Raw genomic sequence first — 14,235 nt, 5'->3', positions numbered from 1 at the left:
GCTGCCGATTGCGAGCCTACTTCGTGGCCGCGCTGATCGAGTTGAATTTGTTGCTCAGGAGGACGCTGCCGGTGTTGGTCACGATGGTGACGATGGCGAGCGCGATGCCGGCGGCGATCAGGCCATACTCGATCGCGGTGGCGGCACTTTCATCGGCAAGAAAAGACCTGAGCACAATCATCGCCAACTCCTGTTCATCGGGTCCAATGTAGCCGCGCGTCGTTATCAAACTGGTAAAGCGATCGAAGAGGCGCTGTTCGCGCGTCAAATTCGCAGGTCCGGCCGACCAGCCTGCCGTGTCTTAACGCGGCAGCCGTTAAACGAAGGTTTCATTATCCGCTGCAAATGAGCGGAAGCGGCCAGCCTCAATTGCTGGTGGTGTGTCCCGCCGCGCCCTTGCGCGGACGTCCCAGCGCTGCCGCGAGGCGTCCGAACAGATCGCGCATGACAAACGACCGCGCCCGCAGCACCGTGTCGGCGATGCGCTCTTCCTCGGCCTCACTCACGATGCCGATGTAGTTCTTCCTGGCGTCCTGTTGCGGCACGGATGTGCGAATCCTGGCTCAATCGATGGAACCATGGTGCGCGCAAAGGCAATCAGCGGTTAATTTTCCGTCCCGTAGGAATACCCGGTGCGGCAAGTTGGCATCGTCGTGCCAAAAAAGACCCGGCCGCTTAAGGGTTCGTTGAGGCTGTTCGTCAACCGGTCGGCAAGCATGGCGATCATGGCCTCAATCGCGCCGGCCGTTCCCATTCAACGCGCGCAACATGCCGATGCGGGCGAACAGCAGCCAGCCGCCGCCGCTCTCCGCCGCGTTGATCAGCATCTCGATTGCGGTCTGCCAGCGCGGCTCCTGCTGCTCCTCCTCAGGCAGCCGCATGATGAAGTCAGCGGCCTCCTGCAGCGTGCGCAGGCTGCGTCCGCCGCGCAAGCCGATCGGATCGGCGAACGGCGTCGACCAGGGCATGTCAGTCCGCTCGTTCGGAAAGGGAAGACGTCACGGCGCGGCCGGCGGTGTGATGCGGTCAGCCGGCCTTCTTGGTCCGTGTCGTCGTCGCGCGCACCGGCTTGTCGGCCTTCTTCGGCGCGGCTTCCTTGGCTGCGGCCTCCTTGCTGCCCTTGCCGGAGATCGGCAGCAGCATCTCGCGCTGACCCTCGACGCGCTTCTTCGGCTTCTTGGCCTTTGCGGTTTCCTTGGCAGTCTCCTTGGCGGCCTTCGCCGCGGGCGCCGCGTCCTTCTCGTTTGCGAGGCTCTTCTTCAGCGCGTCCATCAGATTGATGACGTTGCCGCCGCTCTTCGGCGTGGCCTTGGCCGCGATCGGCGTGCCGGCGCGCTTCTTGTTGATGAGATCGATCAGCGCGGTCTCATAGTGATCCTCGAACAGCTCGGGCTCGAACGCGCCGGACTTCTTCTCGACGATATGCTTGGCGAGGTCGAGCATATCCTTCGTCAGCTTCACGTCCTGGATGTCGTCGAAATATTCCTTTTCGCTGCGCACTTCGTAGGGGTAGCGCAGCAGCGTGCCCATTAGTCCGCTCTCAAGCGGCTCCAGCGCAATGATGTGCTCGCGGTTGGTCAGCACCACGCGGCCGATCGCCACCTTGTCCATGCTGCGGATGGTCTCGCGGATCACCGCATAGGCGTCGTGGCCGACCTTGCCGTCGGGCACGAGATAATAGGGGCGGATCAGGTAGCGGTTGTCGATGTCGGCCTTCGGCACGAACTCGTCAATCTCGATCGTATGGGTCGAATCCAGCGCGATGTCGTCGAGCTCGTCCTTGGTGACCTCGATATAGGTGTCGGTATCGACCTTGTAGCCCTTGACGATGTCCTCGGAGGTCACCTCGTCGCCCGTCTCTGCGTCGACCTTCAGATATTTGATCCGGTGGCCCGTCTTGCGATTTATCTGGTTGAACGAGACCTTCTCGGTATCCGACGTGGCCGGATACAGCGCAACCGGGCAGGTCACGAGCGAGAGACGCAGAAAACCCTTCCAATTGGCGCGGGGGGCCATGGGCTACTCCAAACGCAACAGGGACAGACCTATGAGGATACCATCGGGGAACACCGAATCATACAGAGGTTCGGTCGGAATCTTGCAACTGCGTTAACCAGTCGCTCACCCCGGCGGTTCGGACCGATCCAGTCCCAAATGCCGGAACATCAAATCGGATCGGGCGTTGGCTCGGGATAGAGGGCCGTAAGGAGGTCGCGGCCATCGCAGACGACATCCAGGATTGAGGTCACCATGGCAACCACGCGCGAGGACCGTCAGATCGTCGAAACAGCGACCGAGGCACGCCAGGGCGAACCTGGGCCGTCGGTGGCCGCGCTGCTCGCCATTTCGACCGGGCTTGCGGTCCTGATCCTCGCCGTCATCTGGTTCGTGTTCTTCCGGACCTGATGGCGAAGTCGATGGCAAATTGACAGGAAGGGCGGACCTTCCGAATAGCCGCAAGACGCGGCACATTGCGCCCGTCATGCCGCCGGCCTGACGGGCGCAGTCGCATTGACTGAGGCCCTCGGTATATGACCAAAAAGTAACGCGGCCGGTTCCCGGCGTTCATATTCAGTTCACGCCGGAATTGCTCATCTGGTGCGGTGTTGATGCGGCCTAATTCTGGAGAGAAGCGTGCGCCTGCTTGTTGTTGAGGACGACCCTGATCTCAATCGCCAGCTCACCAAGGCGCTGACGGACGCCGGCTACGTCGTCGATCGCGCCTTCGACGGAGAGGAGGGGCACTATCTCGGCGACAACGAACCGTACGACGCGGTGGTGCTCGATATCGGCCTGCCCAAGAAGGACGGCATCTCGGTGCTGGAGGCCTGGCGCCGCAACGGCCGCACCATGCCGGTTTTGATCCTCACCGCTCGCGATCGCTGGAGCGACAAGGTACAGGGCTTCGATGCCGGCGCCGATGATTACGTGCCAAAGCCGTTCCACCTCGAGGAGGTGCTGGCGCGCATCCGCGCGCTGCTGCGCCGCTCCACCGGCCATGCCCAGAGCGAGCTCTCTTGCGGACCCGTCACGCTCGACACCCGCACTGGCCGGGTCAGCGTGTCCGGCAATCCCGTGAAGATGACCTCGCACGAATATCGGCTTCTGGCCTACCTCATGCACCATTCGGGGCGCGTGGTGTCGCGCACGGAGCTGGTCGAGCACCTCTACGACCAGGATTTCGACCGCGACTCCAACACGATCGAGGTCTTTGTCGGCCGCATCCGCAAGAAGCTCGACGTCGACATCATCCAGACCGTCCGCGGCCTCGGCTATCTCCTGACCCCGCCGCCGGCCCCCGGCGCCTGAGCAGTGCAGGCTTGACGGGCGGCCCGAGGCGGGCCTTGGTCCTGATATGACCGCCGACGCCATGCCACCACCTCGCGCCACCGGGATCATCCCGATGCCCGCCAGCTCGCTTGCGAACCGCCTGTTCCTGTCGGCGACCGCCTGGCTCGTGGTGATCCTGGCCATCACGGGCGTGGTGCTGTCGTCGGTCTACAAGAACGCGACCGAGAGGGCCTTCGACCGCCGTCTCAACCTTTATCTGCGCACCCTCATCGCCGAGGTCGCCACCCCCGACGAGCCGCCGGACCGCCAGTTCCAGTCGCTCGGCGAGCCGCTGTTCGAGCTGCCGCTGTCCGGCTGGTACTGGCAGATCACGCGCACCGACACCGAGAAGCCGGAGCTGCGCTCCTCGCGCTCGCTGTGGGACAAGAAGCTGCCGAAGCTGGAAGATCTGGGCGTCGAGCTCACGGCCGCCGGCATTCGCCTGGCCTATGTCGACGGGCCGGAGGGCCAGAACCTGCGCATGGTCGAGCGTCCGGTCGATCTCGGCGCCGACGGCAAATACCTCGTCAGCGTCGCCGGCGATTCCACGGAGATCTTCGATGAGACCCGCAGCTTCGACTATTACCTCGGCGGCACTTTCACCGCGCTCGGCATCGTGCTGCTGCTGACCACCGTATTCCAGGTCCGCTTCGGTCTCGCACCGCTCAAGCGTATCTCGGAAGCCATCGCCGACATTCGTTCCGGCAGGGCCGAGCGGCTCGAGGGCGAATTTCCGGTCGAGATTGCGCCGCTGGCGCGCGAGACCAACGCGCTGATCGACGCCAACAGGGAGATCGTCGAGCGGGCGCGCACCCATGTCGGCAATCTCGCCCATGCGATCAAGACGCCGCTGTCCGTGATCGTCAACGAGGCCGGAACGCACGCGGCCGATCCGTTCGCGGCCAAGGTGATGGAGCAGGCGGACGTCATGCGTAGCCAGCTCGCGCATCATCTGGAGCGCGCCCGCATCGCGGCGAGGGTCTCGATCGTCGGCACCGTGACGGAGGTCGCCCCCGCCATCGAGGCGCTGCGGCGGACCATGGAGAAGATCTATCGCGGCCGCGGCGTCGCGGTCGAGGCCAAGGCCGAACCGTCGGCGAAATTCCGGGGCGAGCGCCAGGACCTGGAGGAGATGGTCGGAAATCTCGTCGACAACGCCTGCAAATGGGCGGCCTCGCGGGTCTTCATCGAGGTCTTGGCCGAGCCACCCGCTCAGGCGGGCGCCGGGCCCCGGCTACGGGTGATCGTCGATGATGACGGGCGCGGCCTCTCGGAGGCCGAGCGGGCCCAGGTCTCCCGGCGCGGCCAGCGGCTCGACGAATCGAAGCCGGGCTCAGGGCTCGGGCTCTCGATCGTGACCGACCTTGCCGCGCTCTACGGCGGCAGTCTCTCGCTCGGCAGCGCCCCGATCGGGGGCCTGCGGGCGGAGCTGGTGCTGCCGGGAATTTAATCCTCTGATCTGGCTCGATTATTTGGGCTTCCGGTGCAAACCGGATGGTTTCGGAACCACTTCCTCAACCGCTTCTTAAGGCGCGCCCACCTATGATCAGGGCGGACGCATCCCACGTCTGCCATTTTACCGTGCATACCCGGGCGCATGAGCCAGACATCGATCGAGCGGCTGAGGGAATATCTCGCACAGCTCCCGCCGCAGGCGCAGGCGCTGCTGATGCGGGAGTTCGAACGCGCACTCGAGCGCGGTCAGGACACGGCTGTCGCGACCCTCGTGCTCGAGCAGTTGCGCAAGATCGTGCGCAAGACCGAAGCCGACGAAGCTGCGCCGCCGCGTACCGATGATCTGTCACGGCTGCTGTTCCAGGTGCTGGAACCGTTCCTGGTGGAGGCCGGAGCCCAGATCCGGGTCGGCCAGATCCGCCGCTCCTCGCTGCATCCGATCTGGCAATGGCTTGGCCGCGACGGTGCCCCCGACAAGATCAGCGAATTCGAGGTGGCGCTGGCGCGCATGCCGGCGACAGACAATTCGGGGCAGGTCGAGGCGCTGGCGCTCAAGCTTCAGGCCGTAGCCGCGGACGCCATCTTCGAGCTGACGGGACCGGGCGGCGGCGACAAGTCGCGTGCGCTCGCCCGGGTCGGTCCGCCCAGCGTGATCGAGGACCTCTATTCGATCGGTGCAGTACTCGCCGTTCGCGAGGCCCTCGGCACGCTCAATGAAAAGCTGCCGCGCTTCCTGCGCCAGTTCGGCGATCCCCAGATCGCCTCGGTGACCGCGGCGCTCAACATTCCCGTGCTGCAGACGCCGCAAATGCTGCCCTTTGCGTTGTCCGTGGTGGTTCAGCGCATGACCGCGCCCTGGCAGATCATTCGTCTCGCCATCAAGATCGCCGCGTCCGACGACGAGATTCGCGTCGCGGCGACCCCGTATGGCGTCGCCGTCACGATGGCGCTGCACGATCTGTCTCGCGTTGCCGCCAATCTGCGCATGGACATCAAGCGCGGCCAATTCGAGACCGTCGCCGACAATCTGAAAGCGCTGCATGATGGCGTGCGCGGCCTGCGCACCGAACTCGACCTGCGCAACGATTCGGCCTGGGGCAAGCAACTGACCGCAATCCGGGCCGACATCTCCAATGCCCTGCAATCGGAAATCGACAGCGTTCCCGGCCGGGTTCGCCGTATCCTGCGCCAGCGCCCCGAAAAGGACATTCCGCCCGGGGCACGGATCGACACCACCGACGTCGAGGAAACCGTGGCGCTGATCGACTTCGTCGCGACCTGCCGCAACTATGCCAGCGAACTCGCCATCAACGAGGTGACGCTGCGCACCTATTCCGACCTCCAGCAATATGTCGAACGCTCGACCGAGCAGGCGGTGCAGTCGCTGCGGGGCGCAGATCACAAGGTCCGCGCCTACCGGCAGCAGCAGGTGCAGGCCGCAATCCGCTTCTGCCAGGTGCTGTTCGGCGACGATTACGCCTCCCTGATGAGCCGCGCCGCGGAGAATGCCGCGACCGGCGAGCGCAAATCGACGCGCGCAAGCTGATTCAAGCGCATCTCTTCGTCGTCACAATTTGCGGTTGACGGTGTGGCTTGCGAGCCCTACGCTCGCCGTGCAAGTTTTTGGAATTCTATTTGTCGGCGCATGAAACCCATTATCAGTTCGATCGAAATTGAGAACCGCGTCATTGTTGCCAAATACCGGAGGCTGATGGTCGGCGCGAAGATGGTGCTGGTCGAAAAGGCGAGCGGTCGGCAGCTGGCGGATACGGTCACCCGGGTTGCATCGCCTGTTCCGATCGGAGCCTTGCGGATCAGACTGCCTGAGGCCATCGAGCCGGGAACATACTTCCTGAGGGCCTTCAACGGGCATGGCGAGGACGCTGCTCGGAGCGCGGACTTCGAGATCGGCTAAGCCGTTGGATCTTCACTATTTCGGGACGGTGTGGGCTCGCGCTGAATTGACAATTGTCAATTGCCGCATCATCCGGCCGTGGTGTAAAGCCACGTACGGGCGCGGTTCGCGCGCTGCCGGAAGCTTGCCTGATGACGCTATGGTTCGTGTTCGCGCTGATGACGGTCGCGGCGATATTCGCCGTGCTCTGGCCGCTCGGCCGTGGCGGGCGTCCCGACAATCAAGGCAGCGAGGTCGCAGTCTACAAGGACCAGCTGGCCGAGATCGAGCGCGACCTTGCCGCCGGACTGATCGCCGCGCCGGAAGCCGAGGCGGCGCGAATCGAGATCAGCCGCAGGCTGCTCGCCGCTGCTGGCAGCGAGCCCATGCCCGCGCCGGATTCCAGCCTGAAATGGCGCCGGGCGGCATCCGTTCTCGCGCTCGTCGGCCTGCCCTTGGTGGCGGTCGCGATCTACGTCCCGCTCGGCTCGCCTGCGCTTCGTGATTTCCCGCTGGCGCAGCGACAGCGCGGCGCGGGGCCCGGCATGGCACAGTCGCTCGAGAACCTGGTCGCGCAGGTTCAGCAGCACCTGGAGAAGAATCCGACCGACGGCCGCGGCTGGAACGTGCTTGCGCCGGTGCTGGAGCGGCTCGGCCGTTTCGACGAGGCGGTGCGCGCCTATCGCAATTCGCTCACCTACAATGGGGAAAGCGCGGAGCGCCGCGCCGATCTCGGTGAGGCGATCACGGCCGCTGCAGGCGGCGTGGTGACGGCGGAGGCCAAGGCCGAGTTCGAGCGCGCACATGCGCTGAGCGCTGACGATCCCAAGGCGAACTATTTCCTGGGGCTCGCCGCCGAGCAGGACGGCCGCAAGGAGGACGCGGCCAATATCTGGCGCGCGCTGCTGGCGAAGGCGCCGGCGGATGCGCCGTGGCGGCCGCTGGTGCAGACCTCGCTGGCGCGGGTCGGCGGTGGCGGTGTGACGATGCCGGCGCTGTCCGACGAGACCATCGCGGCCTCCAAGGAGATGAACGACGGCGATCGCAACGCGATGATCCGCGGCATGGTCGAACGTCTTGCCACGCGTCTCAAGCAGAACGGCGACGACGTCGAGGGCTGGCTGCGCCTGGTTCGCGCCTATCTTGTGATGGGTGATCGCGACAAGGCGCTTGGTGCGACGACCGATGCCCGCCAGGCGGTCGCCGGGGATGCCGAGCGGCTGCGCCAGCTCAATGAAGGCCTCAAGAATCTCGGGCTCGACGGATGATCGTCGCCGCGAAAGACGAGCGGAGAACGGATACGCCATGACGCGCAAGCAGCGACGTATGACCATCATTGGCGGCTCGCTCGCCGTGCTCGCGCTCGCGGCCGCGCTGGTGCTCAACGCAGTTCGCGATTCCATCGTGTTCTTCTCGACCCCGACCATGGTGGCCGAGAAGCATGTCGCCCCCGGCAAGCGCTTTCGCCTCGGCGGACTGGTGCAGCCCGGTTCGCTCCAGCGCGGCGACAATCTCGCCGTGACGTTTGAGGTCGCGGACGGCGGCGCCAGACTGCCCGTCGCCTACAAGGGCATCCTGCCGGATCTGTTCCGCGAAGGGCAGGGCGTCGTCGCCGAGGGCGCGCTCGATGCCAGCGGCGTGTTCAAGGCCGACACCGTGCTCGCCAAGCACGACGAGACTTACATGCCCAAGGACGTCGCCGATGCCTTGAAGAAGCAGGGCCATTGGAAGGACGATTATGCCGGAAAGCCCGCGGCGGCGACGGCGCAGGGCAATTCGCAGGGAGCGGTGCGGTGATCGCGGAAGCCGGACATTACGCGCTGGTGCTGGCGCTCGCGCTGGCGCTGATCCAGTCCTTCGTGCCTGTGATGGGCGCGCGCCTGCGCGATCCCGCGCTGATGAACGTGGCGCGCTCCACCGCGCTGGCGCAGCTGCTGTTCGTCGGCGCCTCGTTCGTCGCGCTGGTGACGTTGCACGTGAACTCGGATTTCTCGGTCGCCAACGTCTACGAGAATTCCCACTCCATGAAGCCGCTGATCTACAAGATCACCGGCGTGTGGGGAAACCATGAAGGCTCGATGCTGCTGTGGGTGTCGATCCTCGCGCTGTTCGGCGGACTGGTCGCGGCCTTCGGCAACAATCTGCCGCTGTCGCTGCGTGCGCATGTGCTCGCCGTCCAGGCCTGGATCGCCAGCGCCTTCTATCTCTTCATCCTGATCACCTCGAACCCGTTCCTGCGCATCGCCAATCCGCCGATCGAGGGACGCGACCTCAATCCGGTGCTCCAGGATATCGGTCTCGCTGTGCATCCGCCGATGCTCTATCTCGGCTATGTCGGCTTCTCGATCTCGTTCTCCTTCGCCATCGCGGCGCTGCTGGAGGGGCGGATCGACGCGGCCTGGGCGCGCTGGGTGCGGCCGTGGACGCTGATGGCCTGGATCTTCCTGACGCTCGGCATCGCGATGGGCTCCTACTGGGCCTATTACGAGCTCGGCTGGGGCGGCTGGTGGTTCTGGGACCCGGTCGAGAACGCATCGCTGATGCCCTGGCTCGCCGGCACTGCGCTCTTGCATTCGGCGCTGGTGATGGAGAAGCGCAACGCGCTGAAGGTCTGGACCATCCTTCTGTCGATCCTGACCTTCTCGCTGTCGTTGCTCGGTACCTTCCTGGTGCGGTCGGGCGTCATCACCTCCGTGCATGCCTTCGCCAACGATCCGACCCGCGGGGTCTTCATTCTGCTGATCCTCTGCCTGTTCATCGGCGGCAGCCTGTCGCTGTTCGCGGGCCGCGCGACCTCGCTGAAGCAGGGCGGCCTGTTCGCACCGATCTCGCGTGAGGGCGCGCTGGTGCTGAACAATCTGCTGCTGACGGTGGCCTGCGCGGTCGTGCTGTTCGGAACGCTTTATCCATTGGCGATGGAAGTGCTCGCGGACTTCAAGATGTCGGTGGGCGCACCGTTCTACAATCTGACCTTCGTGCCGCTGTTCGCGCTGCTGCTGCTTGCGGTGCCGTTCGGACCGATGCTGGCCTGGAAGCGCGGCGACCTGCTCGGTGTCACCCAGCGGCTGCTGGCCGCCGGGGTCGCCGGTCTTGTCGTGGTCGCGATCGTCTGGGCCTGGACGCGCGGCGGCAGCGCGCTGGCGCCGCTCGCGATCGGACTTGGGGTCTTTGTCATCGCCGGCGCCGTGACCGATATGGCTGAGCGAACCGGCCTGTTTCGCCTGCCGTTTGCGACGACGCTACACCGTGCCCGCGGATTGCCGCGCTCGGCCTGGGGCACCGCGTTTGCGCATGCCGGTCTTGGCGTCGCGCTGATCGGGATCGTCTGCGAGACGACCTGGAACAGCGAATATATCGCGACGATGAAGCCGAACGACGTCGCAGAGGTCGCCGGTTATGAGTTGAAGCTCGACGGCCTGCTCGAGCGCCAGGGGCCGAACTATCGCGAGATGGTCGCCCAGTTCAACGTGAGCAGCGGCGGCGAAGCGCTCAGCCTCATGACGCCCTCGAAGCGCAGCTTCACGACGCGCGGCTCCTCGACCACCGAGGCCGCGCTTTTGACCCGCGGCGCGAGCCAGCTCTACATCTCGCTCGGTGACGTCACCACTGAGGGCGCCATCGCGGTCCGTATCTATCACAAGCCGTTCGTGCTGCTGATCTGGTGGGGCCCGGTGCTGATGGCGTTCGGCGGCATGCTGTCGCTGTCCGACCGGCGCTTGCGCGTCGGCGCGCCGAAGCCGGCGCGGGCCAAGCAGCGCCTGCAACCGGCGGAGTGATCGATGCGTCGGATGATGTCCGCGATCGTAGCGCTGATGCTGCTGGCCGCGCCTGCGGTGCATGCCGTGCAACCCGACGAGATCATGTCGGATCCCGTCAAGGAGGCGCGTGCGCGCGAATTGTCGCGCGAGCTGCGCTGCATGGTCTGCCAGAACCAGTCGATCGACGATTCCGATGCGCCGCTCGCGCGCGACTTGCGACTGCTGGTGCGGGAGCGGATCGCGGCCGGCGACAGCAATTCGCAGGTGCTCGATTTCCTGGTCGCGCGCTACGGCGAGTTCGTGCTGCTGAGGCCGCGCTTCGAACGGCAGACCATGCTGCTCTGGTTGCTCGCGCCGCTGCTGCTCGCCGGAGGCGGCTTTGCACTGTGGCGGCAGAACCGCCGTCGTGCGCGGGAAGGTGCAGATGTACCGACGCCGCCGCTGACACCGGACGAGGAGGCGAAGCTCGCCGCGTTGATGTCCGAGGACGCAAAGTCCTCTTGAGCCGACGCAGTGATCGCGGGCGGAGCGCGTTTCATGCTCTGTTGACCTTTGTCTGGAAGCTTGTCGTAAGATTCGATTCCAGATTTTGAGTGCTCAAGCGATGTTCATGAACAGCAATCTGACGATCCGCTTTCTGGTTGGCGCCGTCGTCGCTGCATTATTGTTCCTGCTGGGCATCGGCGGCGGCACCGGCTTCGTCGCGGTGCTCTATCTCAACAACGAGATCACCGGCCTGTCGTCTGACTTTGCCGCGCTGAGCGGCCCTGCGCGCGACCACGCGATGCAGATCTACCAGCAGGCCCAGACCGCGTTCTCCTGGTTCCTGGTCGCCTGTGCTGTGATCGCGGTCGTTGCGATCGCGATCTGCCTCGTCACCTGGTTCGCCGTGCGCAACGGCATCCTCAGTCCGTTGGCGGCGATCGTGCACGCCATGCGCCAGGTTGCCGACCAGAAATTCGAGACACCGGTTCCGGGCCTCGGCGGCACCAACGAGATCGGCCTGCTCGCCGGCGCGCTGGAGGTGTTCAAGACCAACGGGATCGAGCGGCGGCGCCTGACCGAGCAGCAGCTGCATGAAGCCCGGCACCAGGCCGAGCGGTCGAAATTCCTGGACGCACGGATCAAGCGCTTCAACGAACTCGTCGCCAGCGTCGTCGACAGCGTGGCATCGTCGGCAGTGCACCTGAAACGCAACGCAGCGGCACTGTCGCAGACCGCCAACGACACCAGCACTAAGGCCAACGCGGTCGCGAGCGCCGCGAGCCAGGCCAGCGCCAGCGTGCAGACGGTGGCGGGCTCGGCGGAGGAGATGACGAACTCGATCGGCACGATCAGCCGTCGCGTCACGGATGCGACCCAGCGCGCCGAAGGCGCCGCAACCCAGGCCGAGAAGAGCCGCGACACCATCCATACGCTGTCGGATGCCGCCGACAAGATCGGCGAGGTCGTCCAGCTGGTGCAGGCGATCGCATCGCAGACCAACCTGCTCGCGCTCAATGCGACGATCGAGGCGGCGCGGGCGGGCGAGGCCGGCAAGGGCTTTGCCGTGGTGGCCTCTGAAGTGAAGAGCCTTGCGCACCAAACCAGCAAGGCGACCGAGGAGATCACCTCGCACGTCGCCAGCATCCAGGGCATCACCGCGGAGACGCGCGAGGCGATCGACGCCATCTCGAAGACGCTGTCGGAGATCTCGTCGATCATGTCCGGGATCGAGGTGGATACAGCCCAGCAGCGCAATGCCACGCAGGACATCAGCCGCAGCGTCCAGGACGCCGCGCGCGGCACGCTCGACGTCTCCAACCACATTGTCCAGATCACCTCGACGTCGGCGGAGACCGGCCGAATGGCGGCTGAGGCCCGGGATTCCGCCGTCGACCTGTCGCAGCAGGCGGAAACCCTGAAGCGCGAAGTCGATGAATTCATCGCCAGCGTCCGGGCCAGCTGAAGCGCCTGGCGCCGGTTGCCGGAATCGCGTTAAGTTCCTGTAAGATCACGATTTTCCGGCTGCGCTAAACTGCCGCACCCCGGCACCGTCTTTATTACAAAAGTTTAACCTGCCAGCCAGCGCGCGGTAAGGCGCAAGTCCCCATGTTCAGGTCCGTAAAGGTGCCGCTATCAGGCACCGCATGGATTTCAAGGCGCTGGAGACCTCTGCATGACCGACCGTTCCGATCTCACCAACCTTCCGTCCTACCGGCAGCCCCGCCGCTCGGTGTTATCCGCCCGCAGGATCGCGCTGATGGCCTCGGTCGTCGCCGGTCTCGGCATCGCCGTCCACGGCTTCAGCCCGTCGACGTCGCCCGCGGACCTGTTCTCGAGCCCGGCCCACGCGCAGGTCAACAACGAGGTCAAGAAGGTCGAGCGTCCGATCGGTTTCGCCGACATCGTCGAACGCGTGAAGCCCTCGGTGATCTCGGTCAAGGTCAACATCAAGGAGAAAACTGCGAGCAACGACGACGGCGATGATTCCGCCTCGCCGTTCCAGCCGGGTTCGCCGATGGAGCGCTTCTTCCGCCGCTTCGGCGGTCCGGATGGCATCCCCGGTCTGAAGGGCGGTGGTCGTGGCCGCGTCGTGCAGGGCCAGGGCTCCGGCTTCTTCATTTCGGCTGACGGTTATGCCGTGACCAACAACCACGTGGTCGACGGCGCCGACAAGGTCGAGGTCACCACCGACGACGGCAAGACCTACAGCGCCAAGGTGATCGGCACCGACCAGCGTACTGATCTGGCTCTGATCAAGGTCGAGGGCGGCTCGAACTTCCCGTTCGCAAAGCTCGCGGACAGCAAGCCGCGGATCGGCGACTGGGTGCTCGCGGTCGGCAACCCCTTCGGCCTCGGCGGCACCGTCACCGCGGGCATCGTCTCGGCCAGCGGCCGCGACATCGGCAACGGCCCCTATGACGATTTCATTCAGATCGACGCGCCCGTGAACAAGGGCAATTCCGGCGGTCCGGCGTTCGACACCAACGGCGAGGTGATGGGTGTCAACACCGCGATCTACTCGCCCTCCGGCGGCAGCGTCGGCATCGCGTTCTCGATTCCTGCCGCGACGGTGAAGAGCGTCGTCGCCCAGCTGAAGGACAAGGGCTCGGTCAGCCGCGGCTGGATCGGCGTGCAGATCCAGCCCGTGACCTCTGATATCGCCGACAGCCTCGGCATGAAGAAGGCCGAAGGCGCGCTGGTGGCGGAGCCGCAGAAGGATGGTCCGGCCGCGAAGGCCGGCATCGAATCCGGTGACGTGATCACGTCGGTCAACGGCGAAGCCGTCAAGGATGCGCGCGAGCTCGCCCGCACCATCGGCGGCATGGCGCCCGGCGCGTCCGTGAAGCTCAACGTGCTGCACAAGGGCCAGGACAAGGTCGTGAACCTCACCCTCGGCCAGCTGCCGAACACGGTCGAGGCCAAGGCCGACATCGATAACGACAGCGGCAAGGGCGCCAGCAAGGGCACCGACGTGCCGAAGCTCGGCATGACCGTTGCGCCCGCCAACTCCGTAGCCGGCGCCGGCAAGGACGGCGTCGTGGTCACCGAAGTCGATCCGAAGAGCGCCGCGGCCGAACGCGGCTTCAAGGAAGGCGACGTGATCCTCGAAGTCGGCGGCAAGAGCGTGAGCACCGCCGGCGACGTCCGCGACGCCATCAACACGGCGCGGACCGACAACAAGAACAGCGTCCTGATGCGCGTGAAGAGCGGCGGCCAGTCGCGCTTCGTCGCGGTGCCCATCGCCAAGGGCTGACAAGGGCTGAGCCTCAGGAGGCTTACGACATGAAGGGTGTCGCCGGCATCAGTCGCCCC

General features: G+C 65.4%; 15 protein-coding genes. 11 read left to right on the top strand and 4 right to left on the bottom strand.

The window, feature by feature from the left end; genetic code table 11:
• Positions 1–16: 16 nt before the first annotated feature.
• The 4 genes from ACNJX9_RS27190 to ACNJX9_RS27175 form a co-directional block, all read right to left on the bottom strand.
• Positions 17–181, bottom strand: coding sequence for a Flp family type IVb pilin (locus ACNJX9_RS27190; RefSeq protein ID WP_057753070.1), 165 nt, complete (start codon positions 179–181; stop codon positions 17–19).
• Positions 182–365: 184 nt separating this feature from the next.
• Entirely contained in the window at positions 366–545 is a 180-nt protein-coding gene (locus ACNJX9_RS27185) for a hypothetical protein (protein WP_439405085.1), read from the bottom strand.
• Between the two features lie 186 nt (positions 546–731).
• Complete coding sequence (locus ACNJX9_RS27180) at positions 732–968, bottom strand: hypothetical protein (RefSeq protein ID WP_220003847.1); 237 nt, start codon at positions 966–968, stop codon at positions 732–734.
• A gap of 58 nt (positions 969–1,026) precedes the next feature.
• Positions 1,027–2,016: a non-homologous end joining protein Ku gene (locus ACNJX9_RS27175; RefSeq protein ID WP_057753073.1), complete on the bottom strand. Its 990-nt coding sequence runs from the start codon at positions 2,014–2,016 to the stop codon at positions 1,027–1,029.
• Positions 2,017–2,250: 234 nt separating this feature from the next.
• Between ACNJX9_RS27175 and ACNJX9_RS27170 the strand changes: the two genes are divergently transcribed.
• The 11 genes from ACNJX9_RS27170 to ACNJX9_RS27120 all read left to right on the top strand — a co-directional run bounded on the left by ACNJX9_RS27170 (position 2,251) and on the right by ACNJX9_RS27120 (position 14,176).
• Complete coding sequence (locus ACNJX9_RS27170; protein WP_167353998.1) at positions 2,251–2,406, top strand: hypothetical protein; 156 nt, start codon at positions 2,251–2,253, stop codon at positions 2,404–2,406.
• 228 nt (positions 2,407–2,634) lie between these two features.
• Positions 2,635–3,309 carry a response regulator transcription factor gene (locus ACNJX9_RS27165; RefSeq protein ID WP_014496705.1) on the top strand — a complete coding sequence of 225 codons (675 nt, stop codon included), beginning with the start codon at positions 2,635–2,637 and terminating at the stop codon, positions 3,307–3,309.
• A gap of 94 nt (positions 3,310–3,403) precedes the next feature.
• Positions 3,404–4,780, top strand: a complete 1,377-nt coding sequence (locus ACNJX9_RS27160; protein WP_439405083.1) for an ATP-binding protein — start codon at positions 3,404–3,406, stop codon at positions 4,778–4,780.
• 147 nt (positions 4,781–4,927) lie between these two features.
• A complete protein-coding gene (locus ACNJX9_RS27155; RefSeq protein WP_439405081.1) occupies positions 4,928–6,331 on the top strand; it encodes a hypothetical protein in 1,404 nt (467 codons plus the stop codon).
• Positions 6,332–6,430: 99 nt separating this feature from the next.
• Positions 6,431–6,700, top strand: a complete 270-nt coding sequence (locus tag ACNJX9_RS27150) for a hypothetical protein (protein ID WP_439405079.1) — start codon at positions 6,431–6,433, stop codon at positions 6,698–6,700.
• Between the two features lie 131 nt (positions 6,701–6,831).
• Positions 6,832–7,947 (top strand): c-type cytochrome biogenesis protein CcmI, encoded by a 1,116-nt coding sequence (ccmI, locus tag ACNJX9_RS27145; protein WP_439405078.1) that lies wholly within the window; start codon positions 6,832–6,834, stop codon positions 7,945–7,947.
• A 37-nt stretch (positions 7,948–7,984) separates the two neighbouring features.
• The gene (gene ccmE / locus ACNJX9_RS27140; protein WP_439405077.1) at positions 7,985–8,476 is read left to right on the top strand and encodes a cytochrome c maturation protein CcmE; all 492 of its coding nucleotides are present in this window, start codon (positions 7,985–7,987) and stop codon (positions 8,474–8,476) included.
• Positions 8,473–10,455, top strand: a complete 1,983-nt coding sequence (locus ACNJX9_RS27135) for a heme lyase CcmF/NrfE family subunit (protein WP_439405075.1) — start codon at positions 8,473–8,475, stop codon at positions 10,453–10,455. The genes ccmE and ACNJX9_RS27135 overlap by 4 nt, the downstream gene beginning before the upstream one ends.
• Positions 10,456–10,458: 3 nt before the next feature.
• On the top strand, positions 10,459–10,941 hold the full coding sequence (locus tag ACNJX9_RS27130) for a cytochrome c-type biogenesis protein (protein ID WP_271602232.1): 483 nt from the start codon (positions 10,459–10,461) through the stop codon (positions 10,939–10,941).
• 100 nt (positions 10,942–11,041) lie between these two features.
• A complete protein-coding gene (locus tag ACNJX9_RS27125) occupies positions 11,042–12,385 on the top strand; it encodes a methyl-accepting chemotaxis protein (RefSeq protein WP_439405073.1) in 1,344 nt (447 codons plus the stop codon).
• Positions 12,386–12,595: 210 nt separating this feature from the next.
• Complete coding sequence (locus ACNJX9_RS27120; protein ID WP_439405071.1) at positions 12,596–14,176, top strand: Do family serine endopeptidase; 1,581 nt, start codon at positions 12,596–12,598, stop codon at positions 14,174–14,176.
• The last annotated feature ends 59 nt before the right edge of the window (positions 14,177–14,235 follow it).

The organism is Bradyrhizobium sp. BLXBL-03, from assembly GCF_051853015.1.
GTDB lineage: Bacteria > Pseudomonadota > Alphaproteobacteria > Rhizobiales > Xanthobacteraceae > Bradyrhizobium > Bradyrhizobium manausense.
The sequence above is the reverse complement of the archived record's forward strand: the minus strand, read 5'-3'. Positions and strand labels throughout refer to the sequence as shown.